Here is a 24,115-nt window from a genome sequence, read left to right as displayed (position 1 = left end):
GTGCGCATTCTCGTGATCGACAACTACGACTCGTTCGTCTTCAACCTGGTGCAGTACCTCGGCCAGCTCGGAGCCGAGTGCGAGGTCCGCCGCAACGACGAGATCTCGGTGGCCGAGGTCGGCGGCTTCGGCGCGGCCGGCATCCTGCTGTCGCCCGGCCCCGGCGAGCCGACCCGGGCCGGGATCATGATGGACGTCATCAAGGAGTACGCCGGAAGAATCCCGATGTTCGGCGTCTGCCTGGGACATCAGGCGATCGGCGCCGCGTTCGGGGCGACCGTGACCCGCGCCCCCGAACTGCTGCACGGCAAGACGTCCGACGTTCACCACAAGGGTGTGGGTGTGCTCGCCGGGCTGCCCGACCCGTTCACCGCCACCCGATACCACTCGCTCGCTGTCGTGCCCGAGACGCTGCCCGCGGAGATCGAGGTGACCGGCACGACCGAGTCCGGCGTGGTGATGGCGATGCGGCACCGTGAGCTGCCGATCGAGGGCGTGCAGTTCCACCCGGAGTCGGTGCTGACCGAGGGCGGCCACACCATGCTGGCGAACTGGCTGGCCTCCTGCGGTCTGCCGTCCGCCCTGGAGAAGGCGCCGGCCCTGGCCGCCGAGGTGGAGATCCGCCGCCGCGCGGCCTTCGCCACCGCCTGACGTACCAGAACGAGAAAGGCCGGGGTTTTCCCCGGCCTTTCGTCGTTCGTCTCAGTCGCCTTCCGTGCCGGCGCCCGCGCCGGTCGCGTCGGGCGACGGGGAGCCGCTCGGGTCGGGCTCGGCCTCGGCGATCACCTGGATCGTGACCTGCCGGTTCTTCTCCACCTTCTTGCCCGCCTTCGGATCCTGGCCGATCACCGTGCCCGGCTCGCCGTCGGCCTGGACGTAGACCACGTTGAAGGTCAGGAAGTTCTCCTCCAGCAGGGCCTCCGCCGTCTCCTGCGAGCGGTTCTTCACGTCGGGCACGATCACCAGGTTGTTGTTCGACACCTTGACCGTGATCGTGGTGTTCGGCGGGACCTCCTTGCCCTCGTCCTCGACCTCCAGGACCTGACCTTTTTCGGCCACGCTGTTGACGCTCTGGAAGTCCACCTGCAGACCGGCGCCCTCGATGGCCGCCTTGGCCGCGGCACTGGTGCCACTGACCAGGCCCGTCGGCACGGTCACCTTGTCAGGCTTGTTGCACACCTGATAGGAAACCTGGTCGGTGAGCTTGACGGTGGTGCCGGCATCGGGATTCTGCTCGGCGACCTTGCCGTCGCAGTCCTCGCCGGTCGTCGGCTTCTGCGGGACGACGTTGGTCAACTGGAGACGAGCGAGCTCCGCCTTCGCCTGGTCCTGGGTGAGACCAACCAGGGTGGGCATGGGAACCGCCTGCGGCTCGGTGCTGGTGGGTGTCTTGCTGTCGCGGTCCCACGCCAAAGCCACACCCAGAACCACCACAGCCAGTACGGCCACGCCTGCCACCGCGGCCATCACCCACGAGGACCGGCTCTCCGGTCTCTGAGGCGTGGCCATCGCCGGCGACACCGGCCGCTGCATCGTGGTGGCACCCTGCGGCTGCCACTGTTGCTGGCCACTGGTCATCGCCACGGTCTCGGCCTGGCTCATCACCGGGGTGGCCATCACCGGACGGCCGGAGACGGCACGCAGCGCGTCGGCGCGCATCTCCTGGGCGCTCTGGTAACGGTTCAGCGGGTTCTTGGCCAGCGCCTTCAGCACGATCGCGTCGATGTCCGGCGGGACCTCGCGGTTGATCGAGCTGGGTGTCCGCGGGTCCTCCCGCACGTGCTGGTAGGCGACGCTGACCGGACTGTCCCCGACGAACGGCGGGTGGCCGATGACCAGCTCGAAGAGGACACAGCCGGCCGCGTACACATCGGAACGGGCGTCGACCGACTCACCGCGAGCCTGCTCGGGCGAAAGATACTGTGCCGTGCCGATGACCGCGCTGGTCTGGGTCATGGTGGTGGCGCCGCTGGCCAGAGCCCGGGCGATACCGAAGTCCATCACCTTGACCTGGCCGTTCTGCGTGATCATCACGTTGCCGGGCTTGATGTCCCGGTGGATGATCCCGTGCCGGTGGCTGAACTCCAGAGCGGCGCAGATGTCGGCGATGATCTCCAGCGCCCGGCGTGGCTGAAGGCGCTGCTCCTGGGCGAGCACCTCCTTGAGGGTCCGCCCGTTGACGAACTCCATCACGATGAACGGGAGCTTCTCGCCGGTTGCCGAGATCTCCTCACCGGTGTCGTAGACGGCGACGATCGCGGGGTGGTTCAGAGCCGCCGAGTTCTGTGCCTCGCGGCGGAACCGCTCCTGAAACGTGGCGTCACGGGCCAGATCGGTCCGGAGCATCTTGATCGCGACGTCGCGCCCCAGGCGCAGATCGCGCCCACGGTGCACCTCGGCCATGCCGCCGTAGCCGAGCAGCTCGCCGACCTGATACCTGCCACCGAGCAGGCGGGCCTGCGCCGTCATAGCGTCTGTCGTCCTTCGTTCGGTCGGATCCAGCCGAACTGGGCATCGGCTTTCGTAAGACGGTACGACGCCACCGACACAGGGTCAGCGGCCACGCCCGAGCGGAGGATAGCCGTGGAGCTGCGGTGATAGCCCAGCGCGTTGCTCCCGGCGGCGGTGCTGTTGCCATGTCGTAACAGGAAAGAGATGACCCCGGCGCAGAGCAGCACGAGAAGGGCCAGCACGACGGCGAGGACGACCAGCACCTGGCGTCCGAAGGAACTCTCCGGCTTGGCTGCCGGCGGATGGTATGCGTTGACCGGCGGAGCGGACTGCTGCCGGTAGGGGGCCGGAGACATCGGCGGGGCCATCGGCGGCGGCTGCGGAACCGGCACCGACGCCGCTCCCCGGGCGCCGGACACCGGCCGGGGCACCGCCGCCCGGGCCGCGCCCGAGGTGGGGCCACCGGACTGCGGGCGGTTCACCGGCGGGGCCGAGCTCACCGGCGGGGCCGCCTGGACGACCGGCTGCTGCACGTTCGTGGTCAGCGAGGACGCCGCCTGGCGGGCCACCGCGGCCATCGCCGAGGCGCTGGGCCAGCGGGCCGACGGGTCCTTGGCCATGGCTCGCTCCACGATGGCGCGGACCGCGGGCGGGATGTCGCCGGGCAGCGGTCGCGGGGTCTCCCGGACGTGCTTCATGGCGATCTCGATCGGGGTGGCGCCGTCGAACGGGCGGTGGCCGGACAGGCACTGGTAGGCGACGACGCCGAGAGCGTACACATCGGAGGCGGGGGTGGCGACATCACCGGCGGCCTGCTCCGGCGAGATGTACGACGCCGTGCCCAGCACCGCGCCAGCCACGGTCAGCTGGCCCACCAGGGCCGAGCGGGCGATACCAAAGTCGGTCAGGACCAGCGTGCCGTTCGGGCGTACCAGAAGGTTTCCGGGTTTGACGTCGCGATGCACGATGCCGTTGCCGTGTGCGGCCTGGAGCGCGTCGGCAGCCTGCGCCACGAGCGCCATGGTCCGGGCCGGTGTCAGCCGGCCGACCCGGCTCAGCGTCCGGGAGAGGGCGTCACCCTCGACATACTCCATCACCAGGAAGGCAATCTGCTGATCGCTGCCGTAGTCGTAGACGTCCACGACGCCGGGGTGATTGATGGTCGCCATGGTCCGTGCCTCGCCGCGGAACCGCTCGGCGAAGCCCGGCTCGTCGAGCAGGGCGGGCAGCAGGATCTTGACCGCGACGGTACGGCCCAGCACGTCATCGATGCCGCGCCAGACATCGCCCATGCCGCCCCCGGCGATCCGCTCTTCCAAGCGGTATCGCCCCCCGAGCGTGACCCCCGGGCGGATCATGTCAGTTCCCTCCCTGGCCCGCGGCGGCCTTCATGATGAGCCCGGCGATCCGGGCGGCCTCGGCACTGGCATGCCCACCGGGCACGTTCTCCAGCATGACGCACACCGCGGAAACCGGTTTGCCGTCACCGTCGAGGGCGAAGCCGACGAACCACCCGTGCGGGTCGGCTTCCGTGGCGTTCTGTGCGGTGCCGGTCTTGCCGCCGACCGTCAGGCCGTCGATCCGCGCGTTCTTACCGGTGCCGTTCTCGACGACGCTCTGCATCATCTCCTGAAGGTCCTTCGCGACCGACGCGTTGACCGGCTCGCGCAACTCCTTCGGCTTGGCCGTGTAGATCGTCCGGCGGTCCGAGTCGAGCTGCTGTTGCACCAGGTAGGGGCGCATTTGAGTGCCGTCGTTGGCGACGGTCGCGGCGATCAGCGCGCCCTGCAACGGGGTCATCCGGACGTCGCGCTGACCGAGCGAGGACTGGGCCAGCGCGGCCTTGTCCTCGGAGCCGTCGTCGTTCGCGATGGCGCCGGTCCGGCTGGCCGCCACCGAAAGGCCCTTGTTGCTCTCCAGGTCGCCGACCGTGAGGTCCTCGGTCTCGAAGCCCCACTGCTTGGCTGTGTCGATCACCACATCTCGGCCGAGCTTCACACCGAGCCGGGAGTACGCGGTGTTACAGCTCGTGGTCAGCGCCTCCTTGAGCGTGATCGAGCTGCCGGGGCACACCTCGTCCTCGGAGTTGCGGATCGTCGCGCCGCCCTCCCGGTAGACGCTGCCCGCCTGAAGTTCGCTGCCGATGTTGTAGTTGTTCTCCAGCGCGGCCGCCGACACGATCACCTTGAAGACCGAGCCGGGCGGCAGGGTGTTCGCCACGGCGCGGTTCAGCAGCGGCTGGCTCTTGTCGGCCTCGAGCTTCTGGTACGCCTCCCCGGCCGCCGCCGAGTCGTGGCTGACAAGCGGGTTCGGGTTGTAGCTCGGCATCGACACCATGGCCTGGATCGCGCCGGTTCTCGGGTCGATCGCGACCGCCGCGCCCTTGGTGACGCCGCGCTCGTTGTCGGTCATCTGTTTCCAGGCGACCTCCTGCGCACGCGGGTTGATCGACAGGACGATGTTGCCGCCGCCCTTGTTGTCACCGGTGAACATGTCGCTGAGCCGGTCCGCGAAGAGCTTGTCGCTGGCGCCGGAGAGGATGTCGTTCTCGGCCGCCTCGATACCGACCGCGGCGCCGTCGACCGGCTTGTAGCCGAGGATCGGCGCGTAGATCTCCTTCTTCGGGTAGACCCGCTGGTACTTCAGCTCGCCCTCGGTCTCGGTGTTCTGGGCGAGGGCGACACCACCGGCCGCCTCGATGGCACCGCGGGGCCGGTCGTACTCGGCGACCTGGACCCGCTGGTTACGCGGGTCGGTGCGGTAGTCGTCGGCCTTGTACGCCTGGATCCAGTTGAGGTTGGCGAAGATCAGGCCGAACAGGACGAAAATGACGACACCGGAGCGTCGGAGAGGGGCGTTCACGGCTTGATCACCTCCGTCATGGCGCCGTGCAACTGGGTGGGCGCCTTCTTCGGCCCGCTGACCCGTTCGGCGATGCTGTTCGCCGGCCGCCGCGCGGCGTCGGAGATCCGCAACAGCATCGCGATGAGCAACCAGTTCGCCATCAGCGACGACCCACCGGCGGAGAGGAACGGGGTGGTCTGACCGGTCAGCGGGATCAGGCCGGTGATGCCGCCGAGGATGACGAAGACCTGCAGGCCGAGGGTGAAGGCCAGGCCGCCGGCGACCAGCTTGCCGAACGAGTCGCGGACCGCGAGCGCCGCGTGCAGGCCACGCTCCACGATCAGCAGGTAGATGACCAGCAGCGCGGAGAGCCCGAACAGGCCGATCTCCTCACCGAGGCCGGCGAAGATGAAGTCGGTCCGCACCTCGGGCACCTTGCCGGGTGAGCCGGCGCCCGGCCCGGTGCCGAAGAGACCGCCGGTGCCGAGCCCGAGCAGCCCCTGGACCAACTGGTAACTGTTGCCGCTCTCACGCGTGTAGTTCTCCGCGGAGAACGGGTCGAGCCAGAGCTCGGCGCGGTCGTAGAAGTTGGCGAACGGGCCACCGATCGCGGCACCCAGCAGGTACGCCACGTAGACGCCGCCGAAGAACAGGATCAGGCCGATGATCAGCCAGCTGGACCGCTCGGTGGCGACGTACAGCGTGACGACGAAGAGCCCGAAGTACAGCAGCGCGGTGCCGAGGTCCTTCTCGAAGACGAGGACGAGGAGGCTGAACAGCCACACCGTGAGGACCGGGCCCAGGTCCCGGCCACGCGGGAAGTCGATGCCGAGGAACCGGTGGCTGGCCAGCGACAGCACCTCGCGCTTGCGGACCAGGTAGTACGCGAAGAAGGAGACCAGGGCGAGCTTGGCGAACTCACCCGGCTGGATCGAGAACGCCCCACCGAACCGGATCCACAGCTTCGCGCCGTTGACCTCGGAGATGCTGGCGGGCAGCACCGCCGGGATCATCATCAGGACGATGCCGACCAGGCCCAGCGTGTACGCGTACCGCGAAATGACCTTGTGGTCGCGCACCACCAGGAGCAGCACCGCCGCCAGGATCAGCGACAGCAGTGTCCAGGCCAGCTGACGGCCGCTGGTGTCGGCGAAGAACCCCGGCTCGGGCAGGTCCTGTGCGATCGCCCGGGCGAGGTCGAGGCGGCGCAGGAACGCCACCCCGATGCCGTTGATCAGTGCCACCGCAGGCAGCAGCACCGGGTCGGCGAACGGCGCCGTGAACCGGACGACCACATGCAGGCCGAGGAACAGGATGCCGATCAGCGCGGCCGGCACCCAGAAGTTCGACCGGATCTCGTCGAACTGGTTCGCCTCCACCGTGGCGCCGAACGCGGCGACCAGAAGCATGGCGAAGACGAGCAGTCCGAGCTCGGCGTTGCGGCGCGTCTTCCATTGCCGGATACGCGACATCTCGCCCGTGGAGGCGGGCGTCGGAGCCGGTACGGCGGGCGCGGTCAAAATTTCCCCAGACGTGTAGGCCGAGTATTCAGTCGGCGGTCCGGCACCCGACCGGATCGACGCTCGGCGAAGCACTCTCCGAGGCGGCGGCGGACGGGGCCGGCGCGGTCTTCGCCGGCGTTGCCGAGGCGGAGGCCGACGGTGCGACACCGGCGGCGTTACAGATCGGCTTGAGGTTCGGGTTCGACGGTTCCTCGCTGGTCAGGTCGGCCAGCGTGGATCGGGCGGCGGCCTGGTCGTCGGCGTGGATGCCCTGCTTGACCCGCTCCTGAGCGACCGTCGTCAGGTCCTCGAGGCTGACCTGGCTGGTCTCGCTCACGGTGGACAGGTCGATCCCGGCGATCTGGCCGGGCACGCCCTGGAAGATGGCGAGCTGGCCGGCGTCGGTCGCGCCGACGTAGTACTGGTCCTGGGTGTATCGCCAGCCAGCCCACAGACCGCCGCCGAGCACGCCGAGCAGTACCAGCACCATGAGCGCGGTCCGCACCGGGTGCCCGGAGGGCTCCGCGTCCCGGTCGTAGCCGTTGGTGGCCGGCTCCGGCTGAGCCGGGCGGGGCGGGGGCTTCAGCGCCGCGGCCCGGGCGGCGGAGGTGGAACTGTCCGCCACCGTGGTGTTGCCCCGGTCGAGGGAGGCCGCGCCGCCCACGATCGGCGCCTGCTCGACGATGCCGTCGATGGCGTCGGCGATGATCACGGTGATGTTGTCCGGGCCGCCGCCGCGGAGAGCCAGCTGCACCAGCCGCTCCACGCAGGCCTTCGGGTCGGTGATCTCGCGCATGGTCTGCGCGATCGTCTCCCCGCTGACCACTCCGGAGAGCCCGTCGCTGCAGATCAGGTAGCGGTCGCCCTTGAGCACCTGGCGGACCGAGTACTCCGGGTCGATGTCCCGGCCGTCCAGGGCACGGGTGAGCAGCGACCGCTGTGGGTGGCTGCTCGCCTCCTCCGGGCTGACGCGGCCCTCGTCGACCAGCATCTGGACGTACGTGTCGTCCTTGGTGATCTGCGAGAACTCACCCTTGCGCAGTAGGTACGCACGGGAGTCGCCGATGTGCACCATGCCGAACTTGCTGCCGGAGAAGAGAACCGCGGTCAGCGTGGTCCCCATCCCCTCCAGCTGAGGGTTGGCGTCGACCGTGTCCCGCAACTGTTGATTGGCGGTCCCGACGGCGTGCCGCAGCGCGTCGACCATGGCGTCACCTGGGACGTCGTCGTCGAGGGGCGCCATGGCGGCGATAACGATGTTGGACGCGACGTCACCAGCGGCCATGCCGCCCATGCCGTCCGCGACAGCGAGAAGTCGCGGCCCGGCGTAGACGGAGTCCTGGTTCAGGTCTCGGATCAGACCGCGGTCGCTCTGGGCGGCATAGCGCAGGGTCAGGGTCATGGCCGTAACTCGAGGGAAGTGCGCCCGATCCGGATCGGAACGCCAAGGGGGACTGGAGTGGGTCCGGAGACCTTACCCCGATCAAGGTACGTGCCGTTGGTCGAGCCGAGGTCCTCCACGAACCACTGACCCTCCCGGGGCACCAACCGGGCGTGCCGGGCCGACGCGAAATCATCCGTGATGACGAGCGTCGAATCCTCGGCCCGGCCGATCGTGATCGGAGCTTCACCGAGCGTGATCCTGGTGCCGGCCAGTTGACCGGCGGTCACGACCAGTTGCCGCGCCGCCTTACCGCGTTTCACCTTCGCCGGCCGACCCTGAAGCACCACGCCACCCACCCCCCGAGGGCTGGCGACGATGCTCTTGGACCGGCCACCGGCGAAGAGATCCCGCCGGATGACCCCGACCACCGTGAACACGAAGATCCACAGAAGGATGAGGAAACCGAATCGGGCGACGGTGAGGACGAATTCGGGCAAGGCCGCTAGCCGTCCACTCGGAAGGTGAGCGTGGTCGTCCCGAGCTGGATCATGTCGCCCGGGTTGAGCGCGACGGCGGACACCCGCTGGCCGTTGACCATGGTGCCGTTCGTCGAACCCAGATCGGTCAGTACGACCTGATTGCCGTCGTAATCCAGCCGGGCGTGGCGCCGGGAGATGCCGACGTCGGGCAGGCGAAGGTTCGCCTGGTCACCACGGCCGATCACGGTCGAGCCCATCTGGAGCGGGTAGGTCCGGCCGTCACCGGAGACCAGCCCGACACTGCGCGGCCCACCGTGGTGCGGCTGCTGGTAGCCACCCTGCTGGTGCTGGTCATAGGGCGAGTACTGCGGGCCGGCGTCATACGCCGGCTGCTGCACCGGGGCCACCTCGCCGCCGGTGTACACCTCCGCGGTGACCCGGAACATGCCCGTGTCCAGCCCATCCCCACGCTCGATCTCGACGATCACGTCGCCGTAGACCGTCCAGGCCTGCTCGCCGATGAACTCGGCCTGCGACTGGGCGAGCTCCTGGGCCAGCGCGGCGGCATACGGCGCCAGCCGGCTGTGGTCATACGGCGACAGGTCGATCACATAGCGGTTGGGCACGAGGGTGCGGCCACCGGCGAGGATGGCCTTGTGCGCCTCGGCCTCCCGCTGCATGGCATTCAGAATCTCCACAGGGTGCACGACACCCTTGAACACCTTCGCGAAGGCCCCTTCGACCAGGCCTTCCAATCGCTTCTCAAAGCGCTGCAGCACGCTCACCGGCTCCTCCTCGGGTTCCGAGGACATGATGGTATCCGGCCGCCGCTTGCGCATCCTTAGCCCAAGAGCAGCCGGCACTTCTGACCCTCGTATGACCGCCTCTGACGCCGTGCTAGTGTTTCCAGCGTCGCGAGGCGGTATCTACTCGCTTGGTGACCTGTGCCAGCGTAGTCTGTCGCAGCTGGCAACAACGAAGCAGGTTCGACCAGCCCGCTTCGGCCGAGAAGGTCGGATGTATGATCTTCGAGGAAGTCACATGGGGATGTGGCGGAATGGCAGACGCGCACGGTTCAGGTCCGTGTGTCCGAAAGGACGTGGGGGTTCAACTCCCCCCATCCCCACTCAGGTCCAGGGGCCCTTTGTCCGCAGAAAGCGCGGACCGGGGGCCCTTCGTCATATCTGCTCCGGGGGCCGAGCCCCCGGACGCCCCGCGTTGCGTGGGTCACCGTGGAAGGTGCTGGTGCGCATCCCCGGGGGACTCGCTGCGTTGCGTGGGTCGCCGTGGAAGGTGCTGGTGCGCATCCCCGGGGGACTCGCTGCGTTGTGTGGGTCGCCGTGGAAGGTGCTGGTGCGCATCCCCGGGGGACTCGCTGCGTTGTGTGGGTCGCCGTGGAAGGTGCTGGTGCATCCCTGGGGGCGCCCCGTGTTGTGTGGGTCGCCGTGGAAGGTGCTGGTGCATCCCTGGGGGATGGCCCCGCGTTGCGTGGGTTGGCCGGGGAGGTTGGGGCGGATTTGCGGGAGCGCCGCTTTGCTGGGGTGTTGAGCGTGGGGTGGGTGACTTTTTGACCTGCAAGGTCAAACCTTTTGGGTACGGGGGAGCGCGGCGGTTTCTGGTCAACTTTCGGGTGAAGGTGTGAGGGGCGTTATGCTCGCCGCCTCATCGGTTCTCAGGGTGGAGTGACGGTCGTGACAGCGACTAGTGCGGGTGTCGGGCAGGACAAGCGGAACGTGCTCGGTGTGCTCGTGGATGCGACCGACTATGCGACGGCGACCACGCGGATCATCGAGGCCGCCCGGGAGCAGCGCGGGTTCGCCGTGACGGCGCTCGCGGTGCACGGCGTGATGACCGGCGTCGAGGATCCGGCCCACAATGCCCGGCTGAACTCGTTCGATCTGGTGACCCCGGACGGCCAGCCGGTCCGCTGGGCGCTGAACGTGCTGCACAAGGCGAACCTGACCGATCGGGTCTACGGCCCCGAGCTGACCCTCCGGGTCGTCGAGCAGGCGGCCGCCGAGGGCCTCCCCGTCTACCTGTACGGGTCGACCGAGCCCACCCTGGAACGTCTGGTCCCGGCTCTGATGGAGATGTTCCCGGCACTCAAGATCGCCGGTGTCGAGGCGTCGAAGTTCCGCAAGTCACAGCCGGGCGAGGCGGAGGCGATCGCGGAGCGGATCAAGGCCTCCGGCGCCCGTGTGGTGCTGGTCGGCCTGGGCTGCCCGCGGCAGGAGATCTTCACGTACGCGATGCGCCCGCTGCTGAACATGCCGTTGCTGGCCGTCGGCGCCGCTTTCGACTACCACGCCGGCCTGCTGAAGAACCCGCCCGCGTGGATGCAGCGCTACGCCCTGGAGTGGCTGTGGCGCCTGGGTCTGGAGCCGAAGCGGCTGTGGAAGCGGTATGTGCTGCTCAACCCGGCGTACCTGAGCCGGCTCGCGGCGCAGAAGCTGGGCCTGTGGAAGGCGACCCCGCCGGCGCCCGCAACCGAACGGGTGCACGAGTTCGCGGTCTGAGCCGCGGGGATCTTGTTCCCGACAGTGCGACACAGATCACTGTCGCCTTGAGCCGTTGATCCACATGGTCCGGTAAGTCCTTGACGGAGAGTGTCGACACGCATACGGACAGTGTCACGAAACCCTTACGGGTGGCCGCTCCGGGCATATCCCGGTTTCGGCATCACCACGATCGGTGAAGGCTGTCGATGTGAACACCGTCGTGGACGTCATCCTGATCGGCACCCTCGCCGTCGTCTGGCTCGCTGCCGGGCTGCTGGTCGACGGGATGCCCGCCGCTGTGACCGCGCGCCAGCTCCGCCGCCGGGCCGGTCTGCTCTCCGCGCTGGTCGGCGCCGGCGTCACGGTGTTCGCCGCGGTTCCCCTGCTCTCCGAGCTGGTGCCGGGCGCCTCGGCGGCACCGGCCGCCGCCGTGCTGCCCGGTGTGCCGGCGCTGATCGTGCTGACCGCGACCCGGCGCCGTCTCGGCTGGGTTCGGCGTGGCGCGGGGGCGTTCGCCGCCGCGCCGCTGACGCCGGTTCCGCCGGCTCTTCGGGCCGCGGCCGCGCATCCGCTGCTGTCCGCGCCGTTGCAGATCACCGGGATCGCCGCGCTGCTGGGCCTGCCGATCGCGGCGGGCCTGGTGGACCTGCCCGGCGGTGCCGCGACCGGGATGCTGGGCGTCGCCGTCACGGTGACCGTGGTGACCGTGGCCGGCATCGGGATCCGGGCGTCGCTGCGGCACAGCCGGCTGGCCCCGCTGGTGCTCGCCCCGATCAGCCACCGGGACCGGGAGCGGGCGCCCGCCGGCGCCCGCTGACCTCTACTGCTTCTTCGCCTCCTGGACGTAGAGCAGCTCCAGGATCGAGCGGGCTGCCTCGAACCAGCGGTCCAGCCACTCCGAGGGCGGCAACGTCCCCCGCGCCGGCAGCTCCATCAGGAGTCCGCGCAGCAACGGATGGTCGGCCATCGACTGGCTGGACGACGCGTCGGACCAGGCGCCCGACGGGAAGACCGGCTCGCTCAGTCCCTGCAGGTCCAGGGACGGCAGCTTCGCGGCCCGGTCCAGCGGGCTGGTCGGCTCGATGCTGTGCGACCGCCCCGGCGACCGGGTCGGCAGGCCCGAGCTGTTACGGGAGACGAGCTCACCGTCGGTGTGGTCGCCTGTCAGGGCCTCCCGCCGGCCCTGCCGGTACGCGCTGACGCCCCCGCTGAAGCGGTCCTGTGCCGTCGACGAACCGTTGCTGAGGTTCTCGGAACCAATCGTCATCTCTTTGCCTTGCCTCGTCGGTGATGTGTCCCGGCCCGTCAGCGCGGTCCGGTCCGCGCCTGGAGCTTTCAACGAGGCGAGCCGCGCACAGCGACGCAAAATCGGGCAAATGGCAACGGCCGGTCCGGCGATCGGATCGCCGGACCGGCCGCGCCACCGTCCTCAGAGGTCGAACTCGCCGTCCTTGGCTCCGCCCACGAACGCGTCCCACTCCGCGGACGTGAAGATCAATGCCGGTCCCGACGGGTTCTTCGAGTCACGCACCGCGATCGCCTCGCCGACGAACGCGACTTCGACGCAGTTGTCGCAGTTCGGTCCGCTCCGCGTGCTCTTGAACCAGCGTGCCTGGTTCAGATCGACTCGGAGGCCCTTCGCCTCGATTTCCACAATGGCTCCTCTGCCAACTTCTCGATCATCCCGATGGACTGCTCCGGATCCAGGGCGGCGGCCCGGATGGTGCCGAACACCTCGCGGTACTTGCGGAGTTCGTCGTCCTTCTCCAGGAAGAGCCCGCCGGCCGCGTTCTCGGCGAACACCAGGGCGGGATCACCGTCCGAGGGGAAGTCGAGGATCGCGAACGCGCCGTCCATGGCGGCGTGAGCGCCGACCGCGAACGGCAGGATCTGGAGAGTCACGTTCGGAAGGCGGGCGGTTTCGACCAGATGTCGCAACTGATCGCACATGACCGCGTCGCCACCGACCGGGCGGCTCACCACCGCTTCATCGAGCACCACCCAAAGATCGATTGGATCGTCCTGAATCAGTAACGACTGCCGTTCCATACGGACGCGGACCCGTTGCGCGATTTCCAGATCGGTGTCATCCCATCGGGCGGATCGAATGAGAGCCATTGCGTACCGCTCGCTCTGCAGAAGGCCCGGAATGACCTGCTGCTCGTACGCCTGAATTGATCTAGCTTCTGCTTCGAAACCTACATAGGTGCTGTTCAGGACGGTGGAGAAGGGATGCCACCACCCTTTCTTCCGGGCATCTCGCGAGATTTCTACCAATTCTTCCAAAATGTCCGGATCGACCTGATAAATGACCAACATTGCACTGACGTCGTGCGGGCTGGCGGTGGTATGCCCGGTTTCGATCCGGGATATCTTGGACGGCGAGCAGCCCAGCCGCTCGGCCACCACGTCGATCGTCACGCCGGCCGCCTCGCGATACCTACGCAGTTCCACCCCGAGGCGGCGTCGACGGACGGTGGGACTGCGGCGTCGATTCACCCGCTCAGTCTCCCGACCTGTTCGTGATCAAACAAGCACATTGGATGATCACGGAGAATCACGGAAGCGTGACATGCAACTTGCATCGACGAGACTGGTGGTGCAATCTTTCCGTATGGCCTGCATCACTTAACGTTCTTGAGAGATGTCGGCAAGTCAGACAAATACCAGCAAGACGACGTCCGATACGGGGCGCCGAGCCACCTGCGGTCCACGATGGACTCCTCCCGGAACCGGGTAGGCGTGATCGGCGATAGTGACGTTCCGCAACCTCCTTCGATGGTCAAATCCGTCGAAGACTTGCAAAGGCGCATCAAGGCGGCAAACTGGTGCGTCTGGGTCACCAAAGTCCATCTACACGGGTCTCAGGGCAGGAGATGACGTGGTTCTACCTCGGTCCGGTGATGTCATCCACGTGACGAAAGCGGCGAGCGTCCAATTCGCATCACCGATGCTCTTCCGGGTCATCCGGGTCCACGACTGGCCGACCTACGAGGGCTGGGTCTGGCTGGACGGCTACGAACTCAACTCGGCCGGTGACGCGGTCGAACGCCGCTCCATCTTCGTACAGGTCAATGGTCTTCGCCCGGTCGGGAAAGCGCCCGATCCGCGGCTGCGCAACAGCCGTCAGCCGGCCACCCGCCCCGGGGTGGTCCCCGCGCGGACGGCCCGCACCCCGCGCTAGATCAATCTCCGGCGGAGGGCGCCGACGTCGTCGGGGACGGGTCATCCGTCCCCGAGGTGGCCACGATGAGGCTCACCCGGGTGTCCGACGGCACCTGCTGCCCCTCCGCGGGGTCACAGTCGATCACCGTCTCCGGTTCGGCGTCACTCTCCCGGCGGATCACCCGGTATCCGAGGCCCGAGCGGGTCAGCGCCGCCTGCGCGTCGGCCAACGGCATGCCGCGCAGTGCCGGAACCATCACCTCACGATCCGCCGCGTCCGTGGTCGGCGGCACGGTGACCGCCTCGGTGACCGGGGGCAGGCCGGGGGCGGTGGGATCCACTGTCTCGGTCGTCTGCCGCGCGGTCGGCGCGGTGGCGGGCGTCTCCACCTCACCACCGGAGTTCCGCACGATCAGCACGACACCGAAGCCGAGCATGCCGAGCAGGACCAGCGAGATCGTGCCGATGGCGATCGGCGCCCACCAGTGGGCGGGCGGCTCGGCGATCCCGGTGGCGGTCCAGTCGGCGTCCTCGTCGAACTCGTCCCGGCGATAGGCCCCGATCGGACGGACCCCGGCCCGGCCGGTCCACACGTCGGAACCGTGCTCCTCCGGCCGTGGGGCCGGCTCGTCGTCGACGGACGACAACGGACGGGTCTCGTCGTCCCGCTCCGGTTCGTCTTCCTCGGGCATCACCGCGCCCCTTCCGCTCCGTACATCCGCGCTCGTCGCAGCGTCAAGGTATCGAATCCTGCGGCCTGGTTGTGGTTTCCACCAGCGGAAAGCGACCGTGGTGACCATTTCCCAGACATCGGCGGCGACCAGTACAGTGCGCGGCATGGCCGATAAGGGCTGGACAACACAGGCTGCCACCGCGGCCGGCATCGCGGCCGGAACCGGGGCCGCTCAACTGGGCCTGGGCTACGGCCTGGGGGTGATCGCCTGGCCGGTCACCCTCGCCGACGCGGACAGCGTCTGGCTGGGCAGCCTCGGCTGGGCGACCTGGATCACGGCGAGCGCCACAGTGCTCGGCGCGGTGATCGCCGGACGGCTGCGCACCGAACGAACCGGCAAGTGGCGCGCCCTCTGGCGATTCGCGCTGGCGGTGGCCTCGGCGGTGGGCGCGCTGGTGTCACTCGTCCTGGTCGCGTTGCCGGCCCGGTCGGCGGTCCGCGCCGACACCCTGTCCCCGCAGATGGTCGCCGCCGCCTACGCGCTCGCCGGTCTGCTGGCCGGTCTCGTGGTCGCGTTCTGGGCCGTGTCGTCCACCCCGGTCGCGGCCAACCTGATCGGGACGGCGCTGTGGCTGTGGGCGCTGGCCATCGCCGGCGTGGTGGCCGAGCTGATCACCGGCCGGGACTTCGCCACCTACCTGACGAGCTGGCAGTTCGCCGAGTCGGTGAGCCCGATCCGGTACGGCGGGATCTACTGGCCGAGCGCGCTGCTCACCCTGGTCGCGGCGTTCGTCATCGGGCTGGTGGCGGCCGGCCCGGCGGCGCTCAAGGGCGAGCTCGGACTGGGCACGGCGATCTCCGGTGCGGTCGGGCCGCTGCTGGTCGCCTTCTCCTTCCTCACCCTGGCGCCACAGTTGACCGCGGCGATGGGGCCGCTGCAGTCGGCGTACCTCATCGCTCCGTATGCCGTGCTGGCCGGGCTGGGCGGATCCGCGCTGACCGTGGCTCTGGTGAAAGGCCGGCGGCGCCGGCTCGGCCGGAGTGAGGCGCCGGCCGCGCCGGAGACGCCGGAGACGCCGGCCGAGGCGCCGAAGCCGACCGCCGCCCCCGCGAAGCCGGTGAAGGCGACCGGCCGGGTCAGCGCTCCGGCTCCGGAGACACCGGCGCTTCCCGCTGCCAAGCCGGCTCCGGTGGACCCGGAGATCGCCGAGGCGGCCCGCCCGAGCGGCCGCCCGCCGGCCAAACGCCGCAACGGTAACGGCGACACCGCCCCGCGATCCACCATCACACCGCCGCCGGCCAGTCCGGCGGTGGCCCGGATCAACCCGGACGACCCCAAGAAGACCGGTCGATAGCCTCAGACCGGCCAGGTGTGCACCGGCTCGTTGGTGCGCTGGAACTCGAGGTAGCGCTGTGTCATCTCCCGCAGCGCCACCTCGCGGTCGAAACCTCGTTCCTGCATGGCGCGGACCGTCTCACTCTGCCAGGCGGCACCGTTGCGCCTGGTCCGGCAGCGGTCCTCGATGATGCCGAGAAACCGGTCGCGATGGGCCGGGCGTACGCCGTACCGATCCAAACCGGACCGCGCGCGCGGAAGCAGCACGTCACGCACCAGATCGGTCACCGGCACCGCACCGAGGCCGGGCCAGAACAGCCTGGCCTCGATCCCGTCCCGCGCTCCAGCCCGGAAGTTGGCCTCGGCGGCCGCGAAGTCCAGACATGCCCAGAGCGGCGGGTCCTCCTCGGCCAGTTGCCGGACCAGTCCGAAGTAGAACGCCGCGTTGGCGAGCAGGTCGGCCACGGTCGGGCCGGAGGGCAGGACCCGGTTCTCCACTCGCAGGTGAGGGCGGCCGTCGGTGACGTCGTAGACCGGCCGGTTCCAGCGGTAGACGGTGCCGTTGTGCATGCGCAGCTCGTGCAACCCGGGAACGCCCCCGGCGGACAGGACGGCGGCCGGATCCTCGTCGCCGAGCTCCGGCAGCAGGGGCGGGAAGTACCGGATGTTCTCCTCGTACAGGTCGAGGATCGAGTCGATCCACCGGTCGCCGAACCACACACGTGGCCGTACGCCCTGGGCCGCGAACTCGTCCGGCCGGGCGTCGGTGGCCTGTTCGAAGAACGGGATCCGGGTCTCCGCCCAGAGTCTCCGCCGGTAGAGGAAGGGCGCGTTGGCGCCGAGCGCGAGTTGCACGCCGGCGATCGCCTGGGAGGCGTTCCAGTACCGGGCGAAGTCGGCCGGCCCGACCCGCAGGTGGAACTGGGCGCTCGTGCAGGCGCCCTCGGGGGCGATGGTGTCGCTGCTGGTCAGCAGCCGTTCCACACCCTGGATGTCGATGCGGAAGTGGTCGCCGCGGGCGCCCACGATCTCGGCGTCCAGCGCGCGGAAGCGCTCGTTGTCGGAGATGTTGGCGAGCACCAGGTCGCCGGGGGTGACGGTGGGCAGCATGCCGATCAGGATGAGCCGGATCTCCCGTTTGCGGGCGGACTCGGCGACTCCCCGCAGCGCCTGGAGGATCTCCCGCTCGTAGTCGCCGAGCCCGTCCCCGGCCAGCGATCGGGGTGGCACGTTCAGTTCGAGGTTGAACCGGCCGAGTTCCAGCTGGAAACGGGGGTCGTCGAGGTCGGCCAGGATCTCGGCGTTGCGCATGGCCGGCGCCGCCTCCGCGTCGACCAGGTTGATCTCGATCTCCAGGCCGGTGGTCCGGTCGCCGGCCTCGATCCGGCCCTCCGCGAGCATCCCGGCCAGCACCTCGAGATCCCGGCGAACCCTCCGCCGGAACAACACCCGGTCATGCGGCGCGAAGACGGCGGTCACCAGTTCCTTGCCCATGTGCCCTCCCGGGAACGGCGGGGGACGAAACGGAAATCGATCACCTCTCTGTGAACGAATGCTTGCGCTCGGTTCACCCTGCCATCCCATGCGGACGACCGCCAGACATCCGGAAACACGGAGAAGCGCCGCCCGGCCGGGCGGCGCCTCTCCGATGAGGACGGTCAGCCCTGCTGCAGGATGGCCTCACCCTCGATCTCGATCTTCACCTTCTTGCCGATCATCACACCACCGGTCTCCAGGGCCATGTTGTACGTCAGGCCCCAGTCCTCCCGGTCGATCTCGGTGTGCGCGCTGAAACCGAAGAGATGCTGCCCGTACGGGCTGGTGGTGGCGCCCTCGAACTCGACGACCAGCTCGACCGGCCGGGTGACTCCCTTGATGGTGAGCTCGCCGTCGAGGACGAACTCGGCGCCCGCGTGCGACTTCACGCCGGTGCTGCGGTACTCCATCGTCGGGTACTTCTCGGCCTCGAAGAAGTCGCCGGTGCGCAGGTGGTTGTCGCGGTCGACCTGACCGGTCTCGACGCTGGCGGTCTTGATGGAGGCGGTGACCGAGGACTCCAGCGGGTTCTCCCCGACGGTGATGGTGGCGGTCGCCTCGGCGAACTGGCCGCGGACCTTGCTCACCATGAGGTGCTTCACCACGAAGCCGACCCGCTTGTGCGCCGCGTCCAGCTCGTAGGTGCCGGCGGCGGGGATCTGGAGGCCTTCGAACTCGCGGGTGCTGACGGTCATGACACTGCCTTCTCTCGAAGCTGGGTTCAGTACTTGTCTGACGGAGCAACTATATGCGCCGCAATATTCCCCCTGTCAAGTGCCTGCTAGAGTCGAGAGCGTGAACACGGACCTTGACGACCCACGCCTCACCGCAGTCGGGCTGCTCGCGGAGGCGTACACGGGCTTGATGAACCGGCTGGCCGCGCAGTTCGAGGAGCACCGCCTCTCCCCGGTGGAGTTCGAGGTGCTGATGCGGCTGGCCCGGTCCCCCGGCAATCACCTGCGGATGACCGACCTGGCCGGGCAGACCACCCTCTCCACGAGCGGTGTCACCCGGGTCGTCGACCGGATGGAGCGCAGCGGTCTGGTCCGCCGCGAGGCGTGCCCCAGCGACCGGCGCAGCTCCTACGCGGTCATCACCGACGAGGGCATGCGGCGGCTCACCGAGGTGCTGCCGGGGCATCTGGAGCTGGTTCAGCGGTGGTATGTCGGGTTGCTCCCCGAGGCCCGGCTGGCGCAGCTGCTGGACTCACTGCGCACGATTCGCGACGCCGTCAACCCGTGCGCGACGGCGGGCAGCACGGAACCCGCGCTGCCCGCCTGATCGGTCTCGGTTACAGGCCCAGACCCCGGGCGATCAGCATGCGCTGCACCTCGGAGGTGCCCTCGCCGATCTCGAGGATCTTGGCGTCCCGGTAGAACCGGCCGACCGCGGACTCGTTCATGAACCCGTAGCCGCCGTGCACCTGGGTGGCGTACCGGCTGTTCTCCATGGCGGCGTTGCTGGCGTTCAGCTTGGCGATCGCGGCGTGCCGCTTGAAGTCCTCGCCGGCCAGCATCCGGGCGGCCGCGTCGTAGTAACCGAGCCGGGCCACGTGGGCGCGCATGTCCATGTCCGCGATCAGGAACTGCACGGCCTGGTTGGCGCCGATCGGCTTGCCGAAGGCGGTGCGGTTCTTGGCGTACGCCACCGACTCGTCGACGCAGCCCTGGGCCAGGCCGACCGAGAGCGCGGCGATCGCGATCCGGCCCTCGTCGAGGATCCGCAGGAACTGGGCCAGACCCCGGCCCCGCTCGCCGAGCAGGTTGGCCGCCGGCACCCGGACCTCGTCGAAGAACAGCTCGTGGGTGTCCGACGCGCACCAGCCGACCTTGGAGTAGCCCGGCGCCACGGTGAAGCCCGGCGTACCGGACGGCACGATGATGGTCGACAGCTCCTTGCTGCCGTCCGGGTTCGTGCCGGTCACCGCCATCACCGTGACCAGACAGGTGATGTCGGTGCCGGAGTTCGTGATGAACGCCTTCGTTCCGTTGATGACCCATTCACCGGCGCCCTCGTCGAGCACCGCACGGGTGGTGGTGCCGGCCGCGTCCGACCCGGTGCCCGGCTCGGTCAGACCGAAGGCGGCGAGCGCTTCACCGCTGGTCAGCCGGGGTAGCCAGCGCTCCTTCTGCTCAGCGGTGCCGTACCGGAAGATCGGCATGGCGCCGAGCGAGACGGCGGCCTCCAGCGTGACGGCGACCGAACTGTCCACTCTGGCCAGCTCCTCCAGGGCCAGGCAGAGCGCGAAGTAGTCGCCACCCATTCCGCCGTGCTCCTCCGGGAAGGGGAGCCCGAAAAGGCCCATCTTTCCCATCTGGTGCACGACCTCGTACGGAAAGGTCTTGTTCTCGTAGTGCTCGGCGATCACCGGCGCGATCTGTTCCCGCGCGAACTGCCGCACGCCGGCGCGCAACTCCGCATACTCGTCGCCGAGCCGGAAGTCGACCATGGCACCGTCCTTAACGCTCGTTAGAGTGAACGAACGTTAGGTTATCTCAGCGCCCGGGGAGCGGCAACGACGAATGGGAGCCCCCGTCGTTACGGGGACTCCCATTCGTTTTCACTGCTACCGGCGCTGTGGAGTAGCGCCGGCGGTCACCGGCGGCGCGAGCCACCGGTGCGAGTCGCGCCCGGGACCGGCGCAACCCGGCCTTCCACCGCGCTCGGTCAGCGCAGGGTGTCGAGCAGGTCGAGACCACCGAAGCCGGCCGAGCCGAAGCCGCCCAGGTTCTTGGTCAGCCCCGAGACCGGGGACTTCTCGGACTCCCGGCCGCCGTCGCCGTTGCCGTACTTGTCCGGGCTGACGTAGCCGTCGTCGTCCTTGTCGGCGTTGCCGGTCGGCAGCTCGTAGCCGTCGTCGTTCTTGTCGGCGGGGAGCTCGTCGTCCCGGTCGCCGCGGTTGCCGCCCTTGTCGTACCCGGCGTTGGCGTTGCCCTTGTCGTCCTTGGCGTCGTAGCCGTCGTTACCGCGAACGCCGCCCTTGTCGTCGTCCGGGGTCCACTGGTTGCCGTCGCCCTTGACGATGCCCTTGCCGTGGCCCTTGTACTTCGGCTTCTTGTGGCCGTAGTAGTGGCCCCGCGGGCCGTCCGGGCCGAGGTCGCCCAGGAACTCGTCGCAGTCGTCCAGGATGTAGTCCGGAACGGGGTAGTACGGCACGTAGTTGTGCGCCGGCAGGATGCCGTAGTCCGGCTCCGAGTCGAAGTCACCGGGGTGGTAACCGCCCGGGTAGCCCCCACCGGGGTGGTGACCGCCCGGGTAACCGCCGCCACCGGGAAGGACCCCACCCGGGTGACCGGGGTGCCCTGGGTGACCCGGGTGACCGGGGTGACCCGGGTGACCCGGGTGACCGGGCTGGCCGTCGCCCGGGTTGAAGGAGATCGGCCGGCCACCGCCGCCACCGATCTGGTTCGCGCAGATGCCGGTCGCGCTGGCGAAGCCCAGCGCGCCGATCGCGTTGCCGCACGCGTTGATCGGGATGTTGATCGGCACGGCCACCTGAGTGCCGTTGCCCAGGCCGTAGTTGCCGGTGCTGAGCTGGTCGCCGAAGCCGCCCCCGACACCGTTGGTGCTCTCGGTGCGCTTGCCGGCCTTCTTGCTCTCCTGCGGATGGGCCATCCGGTAGGTCGGGCCGATCTGGTTCGCGCAGATGCCGGTCGCGGTCGCGCCACCGATCAGCGCGAGGGCGTTGCCGCACGCGTTGATCGGGATGTTGATCGGCACGGCCACCTGGGTGCCGTTCAGGGCGCCGTAGTTGTTGAAGCTCAACTGGTCCGGGTTGCCGCCGACACCGCCGGGACCGCCCCAGATGCTCTCGGGGGTCCGGGCGCTCTCCACGTGGTTGGCGCTGATGCCCTTGGCGGTCGCCTGGCCGCCGACGGCGGCGGCGTTGCCGGACACGTTGACCGGCACGGTGACCGGCACGGCCACCTGGGTGCCGTTCAGAACGCCGTAGTTGTTGAACGAACGCTGCTGAGCCCGGCCGCCGTTCTCGACCTTGTTGGCGCCGACCCCGAACGACTGCGCCGCGCCCAGAACGCCCACCGAGTTGCCGACCAGGTTCACCGGCACGGTGATCGGCATGGCGACCTGGGTGCCGTTGAGCGCGCCGAAGTTGTTGAAGGATGCCTGGTCGACGTCGGCCTGGGCGACCGCGGCCGGGGCCAGCAGGAGGGCGCCGGCGGCCAGGACGCCGACACTCAGAGTCTTACGAACCCAAGTCTTCTTCATCAGAAAAGAGATGCCTTTCGCAAATGGTCAGCATTGTTTCCGCGTATTCATTTGTTCGGTCCGGAACCACGGTTTTCGGGCGCAGCGGTGCCCTGGCACGTTTTTCCAAGCCCTGACTCCGCCTGTCGACACGCGCCCTGAGGTGGCGCTTCGATCGCGGTGAAGGTGATGCCCTCGAGTCCTTGACGATTCGCCGCTTGTGCGCAAACGGTTCAGGAATCGCTGTCCGAACGCTCTACGAAGCGCCGGTGGAGGGTGCGGCGGAACGCCATCACTAGTCAGGCGAGACGGTCGGTGCCTCGGCGTCGTTCCGCCGGGCCTCGACGTCGGCCGCTACCGGCAACCGGTGGTCAGCCACCGCGCCGTTCGCGAACCGGGCCGGAAGGACGGCTACCGAGCCGGCCTCCGGAGACGCTCCCGTGCCGTTGGCCGGGATGCCGCTGACTGCCCCGAGGTTCATCCGTCGCGGCGCGGGCCCGTCATCGGGCACCTCGTCACGGACGGTCTCCGGCGCCGGCCGGGCGGCCGGGACCTGCCGGTGGACCTGGGACCTGGGCTCCGCCTTGGCTTTGCCCTTCTTCAACTTCGCCTTTCCGGTACGCGTGACAACCGGTTCCTCCGGCTGTTCCGCCTCCGGTTCGGCGGTCGTGACGTCGGCGACGGGTCGTTTCGGCGGGGCCTTCACCGAAACGGGTTCGGTCACGGGTTCCGCGACGGTCTTCGCCGGCCGGGACTGCGCCCGGTCGTCCACAGTTCCACCGCTGGCACGCGGGGCAGCGGTCGCCGTTCGCAGCAGCACGCCGACGGTCTCGCCGTCGATCGCGGTCACCTCGTGCACGACCTCGTCGATCGTCTCCACCGGCGTGGACAGCAGTGGCCGGTGGTTCTTCGGTGCGGTCTCCAGCGGCTGGGCGGCCGCCTCGAGGAGTTCGCCGACCGTGGGTTCGTTCCCGGTCACCGTCGCGACCTCGGACAACACGGACCCGAGCGGGTCATCGTGGTCCGCGGCGTGTGCGGCGGAGCCGGTGAGCAGCCAGGCCACTCCGGCCAGGCCTCCGACGACGAGTGCACGCAGGACCCACCGGGATCCGGCACGGCCCGCGCGGCGCTCCGTCCGCCGCTCCGCCCCCTGGCTGTGGGACGGCATGAGCGGGGAGCCGCCTCGGGTGTCCGGCAGCGACCGGCACGTCGCGCGCTCGTCGCGCTCGACCCCCCAGCCCGCCATGATCCACCCCTCGTCGTCGCGGTGGCCGATTAGCCCTGTTCACTACAAACAGGCGGTATTGGCCACTCGGTATTGGTAACGACGGGAGCGAGCCGAAAGTCACGCGGACAAATCGGAAAAATGATCGCAGGGAAAAGCAGTGAGAATCACACCGAGTACGCGTGCGGTCCTTAATGGCCGGTCAGGGCATGAATCGTCGCGTCGCGCAGCAAAGCCGCCCGGCACACCCGATCCACCTCACCACCCAGGAACGGTGTGGAGTTCATCAACCCGAACGCCGCATGCGCCAGCACCCGGGCCTCGGGGGCCGGCAGCTCAGGGCGAACCCGCGACAGCACACCCACCCACTCCTCCACATAGAGCCGTTGCAGCTTGCGAATCTGACGGCGCGGGTCCTCCGGCAGCCGGTCCAGCTCGTGCAGGTGCAGAGCGATCACCGCCGGGTTGGCCAGCGCGAAGTCGACGTGGAAGTCGATCAGATCGGCGAGGGCGGCCTCCGCGTCATCCGGATGCCGGGCGACGCGCTCCCGGCCGCCCCGCAGCAAGCTCTCGCTGACCGGGATCAAGGCGGCGACCAGCATCGCCTCCTTGCCCGCGAAGTGGTGGTACAGAGCCGGACCGGTGACGCCGGCGGCGGACCCGATATCGTCCATCGACACGCCGTGATAGCCGCGGGAGGCGAACAGCCCCACCGCGATTCCCAGAATCTCGTCACGGCGCGACCGCCGCCGAGGCGCCGGCGGGGTCGTCCGGCGCCGCTGATCTACCGTCGTCACCTCGCAACTGTAACCCGAT

General features: G+C 69.0%; 23 protein-coding genes and 1 tRNA gene. 7 read left to right on the top strand and 17 right to left on the bottom strand.

Annotated features, from left to right (window positions below; all coding sequences use genetic code 11):
* Complete coding sequence (locus AB0I88_RS09140) at positions 1 to 651, top strand: aminodeoxychorismate/anthranilate synthase component II (RefSeq protein WP_361020440.1); 651 nt, start codon at positions 1 to 3, stop codon at positions 649 to 651.
* A 51-nt stretch (positions 652 to 702) separates the two neighbouring features.
* On the opposite strand, the gene pknB is transcribed toward AB0I88_RS09140, so the two are convergent.
* The 7 genes from pknB to AB0I88_RS09105 all read right to left on the bottom strand — a co-directional run bounded on the left by pknB (position 703) and on the right by AB0I88_RS09105 (position 9,472).
* Entirely contained in the window at positions 703 to 2,469 is a 1,767-nt protein-coding gene (gene pknB / locus AB0I88_RS09135; RefSeq protein WP_361020438.1) for a Stk1 family PASTA domain-containing Ser/Thr kinase, read from the bottom strand.
* Positions 2,466 to 3,809: a serine/threonine-protein kinase gene (locus AB0I88_RS09130; protein ID WP_361020436.1), complete on the bottom strand. Its 1,344-nt coding sequence runs from the start codon at positions 3,807 to 3,809 to the stop codon at positions 2,466 to 2,468. Before AB0I88_RS09130 ends, pknB begins: the two co-directional genes overlap by 4 nt.
* A gap of 1 nt (position 3,810) precedes the next feature.
* On the bottom strand, positions 3,811 to 5,313 hold the full coding sequence (locus AB0I88_RS09125; protein WP_361020434.1) for a penicillin-binding transpeptidase domain-containing protein: 1,503 nt from the start codon (positions 5,311 to 5,313) through the stop codon (positions 3,811 to 3,813).
* On the bottom strand, positions 5,310 to 6,767 hold the full coding sequence (locus tag AB0I88_RS09120; RefSeq protein WP_361020432.1) for an FtsW/RodA/SpoVE family cell cycle protein: 1,458 nt from the start codon (positions 6,765 to 6,767) through the stop codon (positions 5,310 to 5,312). The genes AB0I88_RS09125 and AB0I88_RS09120 overlap by 4 nt, the downstream gene beginning before the upstream one ends.
* 76 nt (positions 6,768 to 6,843) lie before the next feature.
* A complete protein-coding gene (locus AB0I88_RS09115; protein ID WP_361020430.1) occupies positions 6,844 to 8,199 on the bottom strand; it encodes a PP2C family serine/threonine-protein phosphatase in 1,356 nt (451 codons plus the stop codon).
* The gene (locus AB0I88_RS09110) at positions 8,196 to 8,678 is read right to left on the bottom strand and encodes an FHA domain-containing protein (protein ID WP_361020428.1); all 483 of its coding nucleotides are present in this window, start codon (positions 8,676 to 8,678) and stop codon (positions 8,196 to 8,198) included. Before AB0I88_RS09110 ends, AB0I88_RS09115 begins: the two co-directional genes overlap by 4 nt.
* Before the next feature lie 5 nt (positions 8,679 to 8,683).
* A complete protein-coding gene (locus AB0I88_RS09105; protein ID WP_361020426.1) occupies positions 8,684 to 9,472 on the bottom strand; it encodes a DUF3662 and FHA domain-containing protein in 789 nt (262 codons plus the stop codon).
* A gap of 231 nt (positions 9,473 to 9,703) precedes the next feature.
* Here AB0I88_RS09105 and AB0I88_RS09100 point away from each other — a divergent pair.
* The 3 genes from AB0I88_RS09100 (at position 9,704) to AB0I88_RS09090 (ending at position 11,975) form a co-directional block, all read left to right on the top strand.
* Positions 9,704 to 9,786: transfer RNA gene (locus AB0I88_RS09100), tRNA-Leu, on the top strand.
* A 565-nt stretch (positions 9,787 to 10,351) separates the two neighbouring features.
* Positions 10,352 to 11,176, top strand: a complete 825-nt coding sequence (locus tag AB0I88_RS09095; RefSeq protein ID WP_361020424.1) for a WecB/TagA/CpsF family glycosyltransferase — start codon at positions 10,352 to 10,354, stop codon at positions 11,174 to 11,176.
* A gap of 190 nt (positions 11,177 to 11,366) precedes the next feature.
* Positions 11,367 to 11,975 (top strand): hypothetical protein, encoded by a 609-nt coding sequence (locus tag AB0I88_RS09090; protein WP_361020422.1) that lies wholly within the window; start codon positions 11,367 to 11,369, stop codon positions 11,973 to 11,975.
* A gap of 3 nt (positions 11,976 to 11,978) precedes the next feature.
* Here the strand turns inward: AB0I88_RS09090 and AB0I88_RS09085 are convergent, their stop codons facing one another.
* The 3 genes from AB0I88_RS09085 to AB0I88_RS09075 all read right to left on the bottom strand — a co-directional run bounded on the left by AB0I88_RS09085 (position 11,979) and on the right by AB0I88_RS09075 (position 13,657).
* Positions 11,979 to 12,425 (bottom strand): hypothetical protein, encoded by a 447-nt coding sequence (locus tag AB0I88_RS09085; RefSeq protein WP_361020420.1) that lies wholly within the window; start codon positions 12,423 to 12,425, stop codon positions 11,979 to 11,981.
* Positions 12,426 to 12,587: 162 nt separating this feature from the next.
* Positions 12,588 to 12,812, bottom strand: a complete 225-nt coding sequence (locus tag AB0I88_RS09080; RefSeq protein ID WP_361020418.1) for a DUF397 domain-containing protein — start codon at positions 12,810 to 12,812, stop codon at positions 12,588 to 12,590.
* Positions 12,776 to 13,657 (bottom strand): helix-turn-helix transcriptional regulator, encoded by an 882-nt coding sequence (locus AB0I88_RS09075; RefSeq protein WP_361020416.1) that lies wholly within the window; start codon positions 13,655 to 13,657, stop codon positions 12,776 to 12,778. The genes AB0I88_RS09080 and AB0I88_RS09075 overlap by 37 nt, the downstream gene beginning before the upstream one ends.
* Before the next feature lie 382 nt (positions 13,658 to 14,039).
* Between AB0I88_RS09075 and AB0I88_RS09070 the strand changes: the two genes are divergently transcribed.
* Positions 14,040 to 14,342 (top strand): hypothetical protein, encoded by a 303-nt coding sequence (locus AB0I88_RS09070; RefSeq protein ID WP_361020414.1) that lies wholly within the window; start codon positions 14,040 to 14,042, stop codon positions 14,340 to 14,342.
* 1 nt (position 14,343) lies between these two features.
* On the opposite strand, the gene AB0I88_RS09065 is transcribed toward AB0I88_RS09070, so the two are convergent.
* A complete protein-coding gene (locus AB0I88_RS09065) occupies positions 14,344 to 15,015 on the bottom strand; it encodes a PASTA domain-containing protein (protein ID WP_361020412.1) in 672 nt (223 codons plus the stop codon).
* 145 nt (positions 15,016 to 15,160) lie between these two features.
* Between AB0I88_RS09065 and AB0I88_RS09060 the strand changes: the two genes are divergently transcribed.
* A complete protein-coding gene (locus AB0I88_RS09060) occupies positions 15,161 to 16,351 on the top strand; it encodes a Hansenula MRAKII killer toxin-resistant protein 1 (RefSeq protein ID WP_361020410.1) in 1,191 nt (396 codons plus the stop codon).
* A gap of 2 nt (positions 16,352 to 16,353) precedes the next feature.
* Here AB0I88_RS09060 and AB0I88_RS09055 read toward each other — a convergent pair whose 3' ends face one another.
* Both AB0I88_RS09055 and AB0I88_RS09050 read right to left on the bottom strand, forming a co-directional pair.
* Entirely contained in the window at positions 16,354 to 17,826 is a 1,473-nt protein-coding gene (locus AB0I88_RS09055; RefSeq protein WP_361020407.1) for a glutamate--cysteine ligase, read from the bottom strand.
* A 164-nt stretch (positions 17,827 to 17,990) separates the two neighbouring features.
* Positions 17,991 to 18,563 (bottom strand): YceI family protein, encoded by a 573-nt coding sequence (locus AB0I88_RS09050; RefSeq protein WP_361020405.1) that lies wholly within the window; start codon positions 18,561 to 18,563, stop codon positions 17,991 to 17,993.
* Between the two features lie 100 nt (positions 18,564 to 18,663).
* On the opposite strand from AB0I88_RS09050, the gene AB0I88_RS09045 reads away from it, so the two are divergent.
* Entirely contained in the window at positions 18,664 to 19,149 is a 486-nt protein-coding gene (locus AB0I88_RS09045; RefSeq protein ID WP_361020402.1) for a MarR family transcriptional regulator, read from the top strand.
* A gap of 10 nt (positions 19,150 to 19,159) precedes the next feature.
* Here AB0I88_RS09045 and AB0I88_RS09040 read toward each other — a convergent pair whose 3' ends face one another.
* The 4 genes from AB0I88_RS09040 to AB0I88_RS09025 form a co-directional block, all read right to left on the bottom strand.
* Positions 19,160 to 20,317, bottom strand: a complete 1,158-nt coding sequence (locus AB0I88_RS09040) for an acyl-CoA dehydrogenase family protein (RefSeq protein ID WP_361020400.1) — start codon at positions 20,315 to 20,317, stop codon at positions 19,160 to 19,162.
* A 218-nt stretch (positions 20,318 to 20,535) separates the two neighbouring features.
* The gene (locus AB0I88_RS09035) at positions 20,536 to 22,095 is read right to left on the bottom strand and encodes a chaplin family protein (RefSeq protein ID WP_361020398.1); all 1,560 of its coding nucleotides are present in this window, start codon (positions 22,093 to 22,095) and stop codon (positions 20,536 to 20,538) included.
* Positions 22,096 to 22,369: 274 nt separating this feature from the next.
* On the bottom strand, positions 22,370 to 23,320 hold the full coding sequence (locus tag AB0I88_RS09030; RefSeq protein WP_361020396.1) for a hypothetical protein: 951 nt from the start codon (positions 23,318 to 23,320) through the stop codon (positions 22,370 to 22,372).
* A 170-nt stretch (positions 23,321 to 23,490) separates the two neighbouring features.
* Complete coding sequence (locus tag AB0I88_RS09025; protein ID WP_361020394.1) at positions 23,491 to 24,096, bottom strand: TetR/AcrR family transcriptional regulator; 606 nt, start codon at positions 24,094 to 24,096, stop codon at positions 23,491 to 23,493.
* Between the last annotated feature and the right edge of the window lie 19 nt (positions 24,097 to 24,115).

This window comes from Actinoplanes sp. NPDC049802 (assembly GCF_040656595.1).
GTDB lineage: Bacteria > Actinomycetota > Actinomycetes > Mycobacteriales > Micromonosporaceae > Actinoplanes.
The sequence above is the reverse complement of the archived record's forward strand: the minus strand, read 5'-3'. Positions and strand labels throughout refer to the sequence as shown.

Bases quoted from the DNA above. Each gene is read 5' to 3' on its own strand.
- pknB (WP_361020438.1), bottom strand. From the start codon at position 2,469: ATGACGGCGCAGGCCCGCCTGCTCGGTGGCAGGTATCAGGTCGGCGAG.
- AB0I88_RS09130 (WP_361020436.1), bottom strand. From the start codon at position 3,809: ATGATCCGCCCGGGGGTCACGCTCGGGGGGCGATACCGCTTGGAAGAG.
- AB0I88_RS09120 (WP_361020432.1), bottom strand. From the start codon at position 6,767: ATGTCGCGTATCCGGCAATGGAAGACGCGCCGCAACGCCGAGCTCGGA.
- AB0I88_RS09115 (WP_361020430.1), bottom strand. From the start codon at position 8,199: ATGACCCTGACCCTGCGCTATGCCGCCCAGAGCGACCGCGGTCTGATC.
- AB0I88_RS09105 (WP_361020426.1), bottom strand. From the start codon at position 9,472: ATGTCCTCGGAACCCGAGGAGGAGCCGGTGAGCGTGCTGCAGCGCTTT.
- AB0I88_RS09085 (WP_361020420.1), bottom strand. From the start codon at position 12,425: ATGACGATTGGTTCCGAGAACCTCAGCAACGGTTCGTCGACGGCACAG.
- AB0I88_RS09065 (WP_361020412.1), bottom strand. From the start codon at position 15,015: ATGCCCGAGGAAGACGAACCGGAGCGGGACGACGAGACCCGTCCGTTG.
- AB0I88_RS09060 (WP_361020410.1), top strand. From the start codon at position 15,161: ATGGCCGATAAGGGCTGGACAACACAGGCTGCCACCGCGGCCGGCATC.
- AB0I88_RS09055 (WP_361020407.1), bottom strand. From the start codon at position 17,826: ATGGGCAAGGAACTGGTGACCGCCGTCTTCGCGCCGCATGACCGGGTG.
- AB0I88_RS09050 (WP_361020405.1), bottom strand. From the start codon at position 18,563: ATGACCGTCAGCACCCGCGAGTTCGAAGGCCTCCAGATCCCCGCCGCC.
- AB0I88_RS09040 (WP_361020400.1), bottom strand. From the start codon at position 20,317: ATGGTCGACTTCCGGCTCGGCGACGAGTATGCGGAGTTGCGCGCCGGC.
- AB0I88_RS09035 (WP_361020398.1), bottom strand. From the start codon at position 22,095: ATGAAGAAGACTTGGGTTCGTAAGACTCTGAGTGTCGGCGTCCTGGCC.
- AB0I88_RS09030 (WP_361020396.1), bottom strand. From the start codon at position 23,320: ATGGCGGGCTGGGGGGTCGAGCGCGACGAGCGCGCGACGTGCCGGTCG.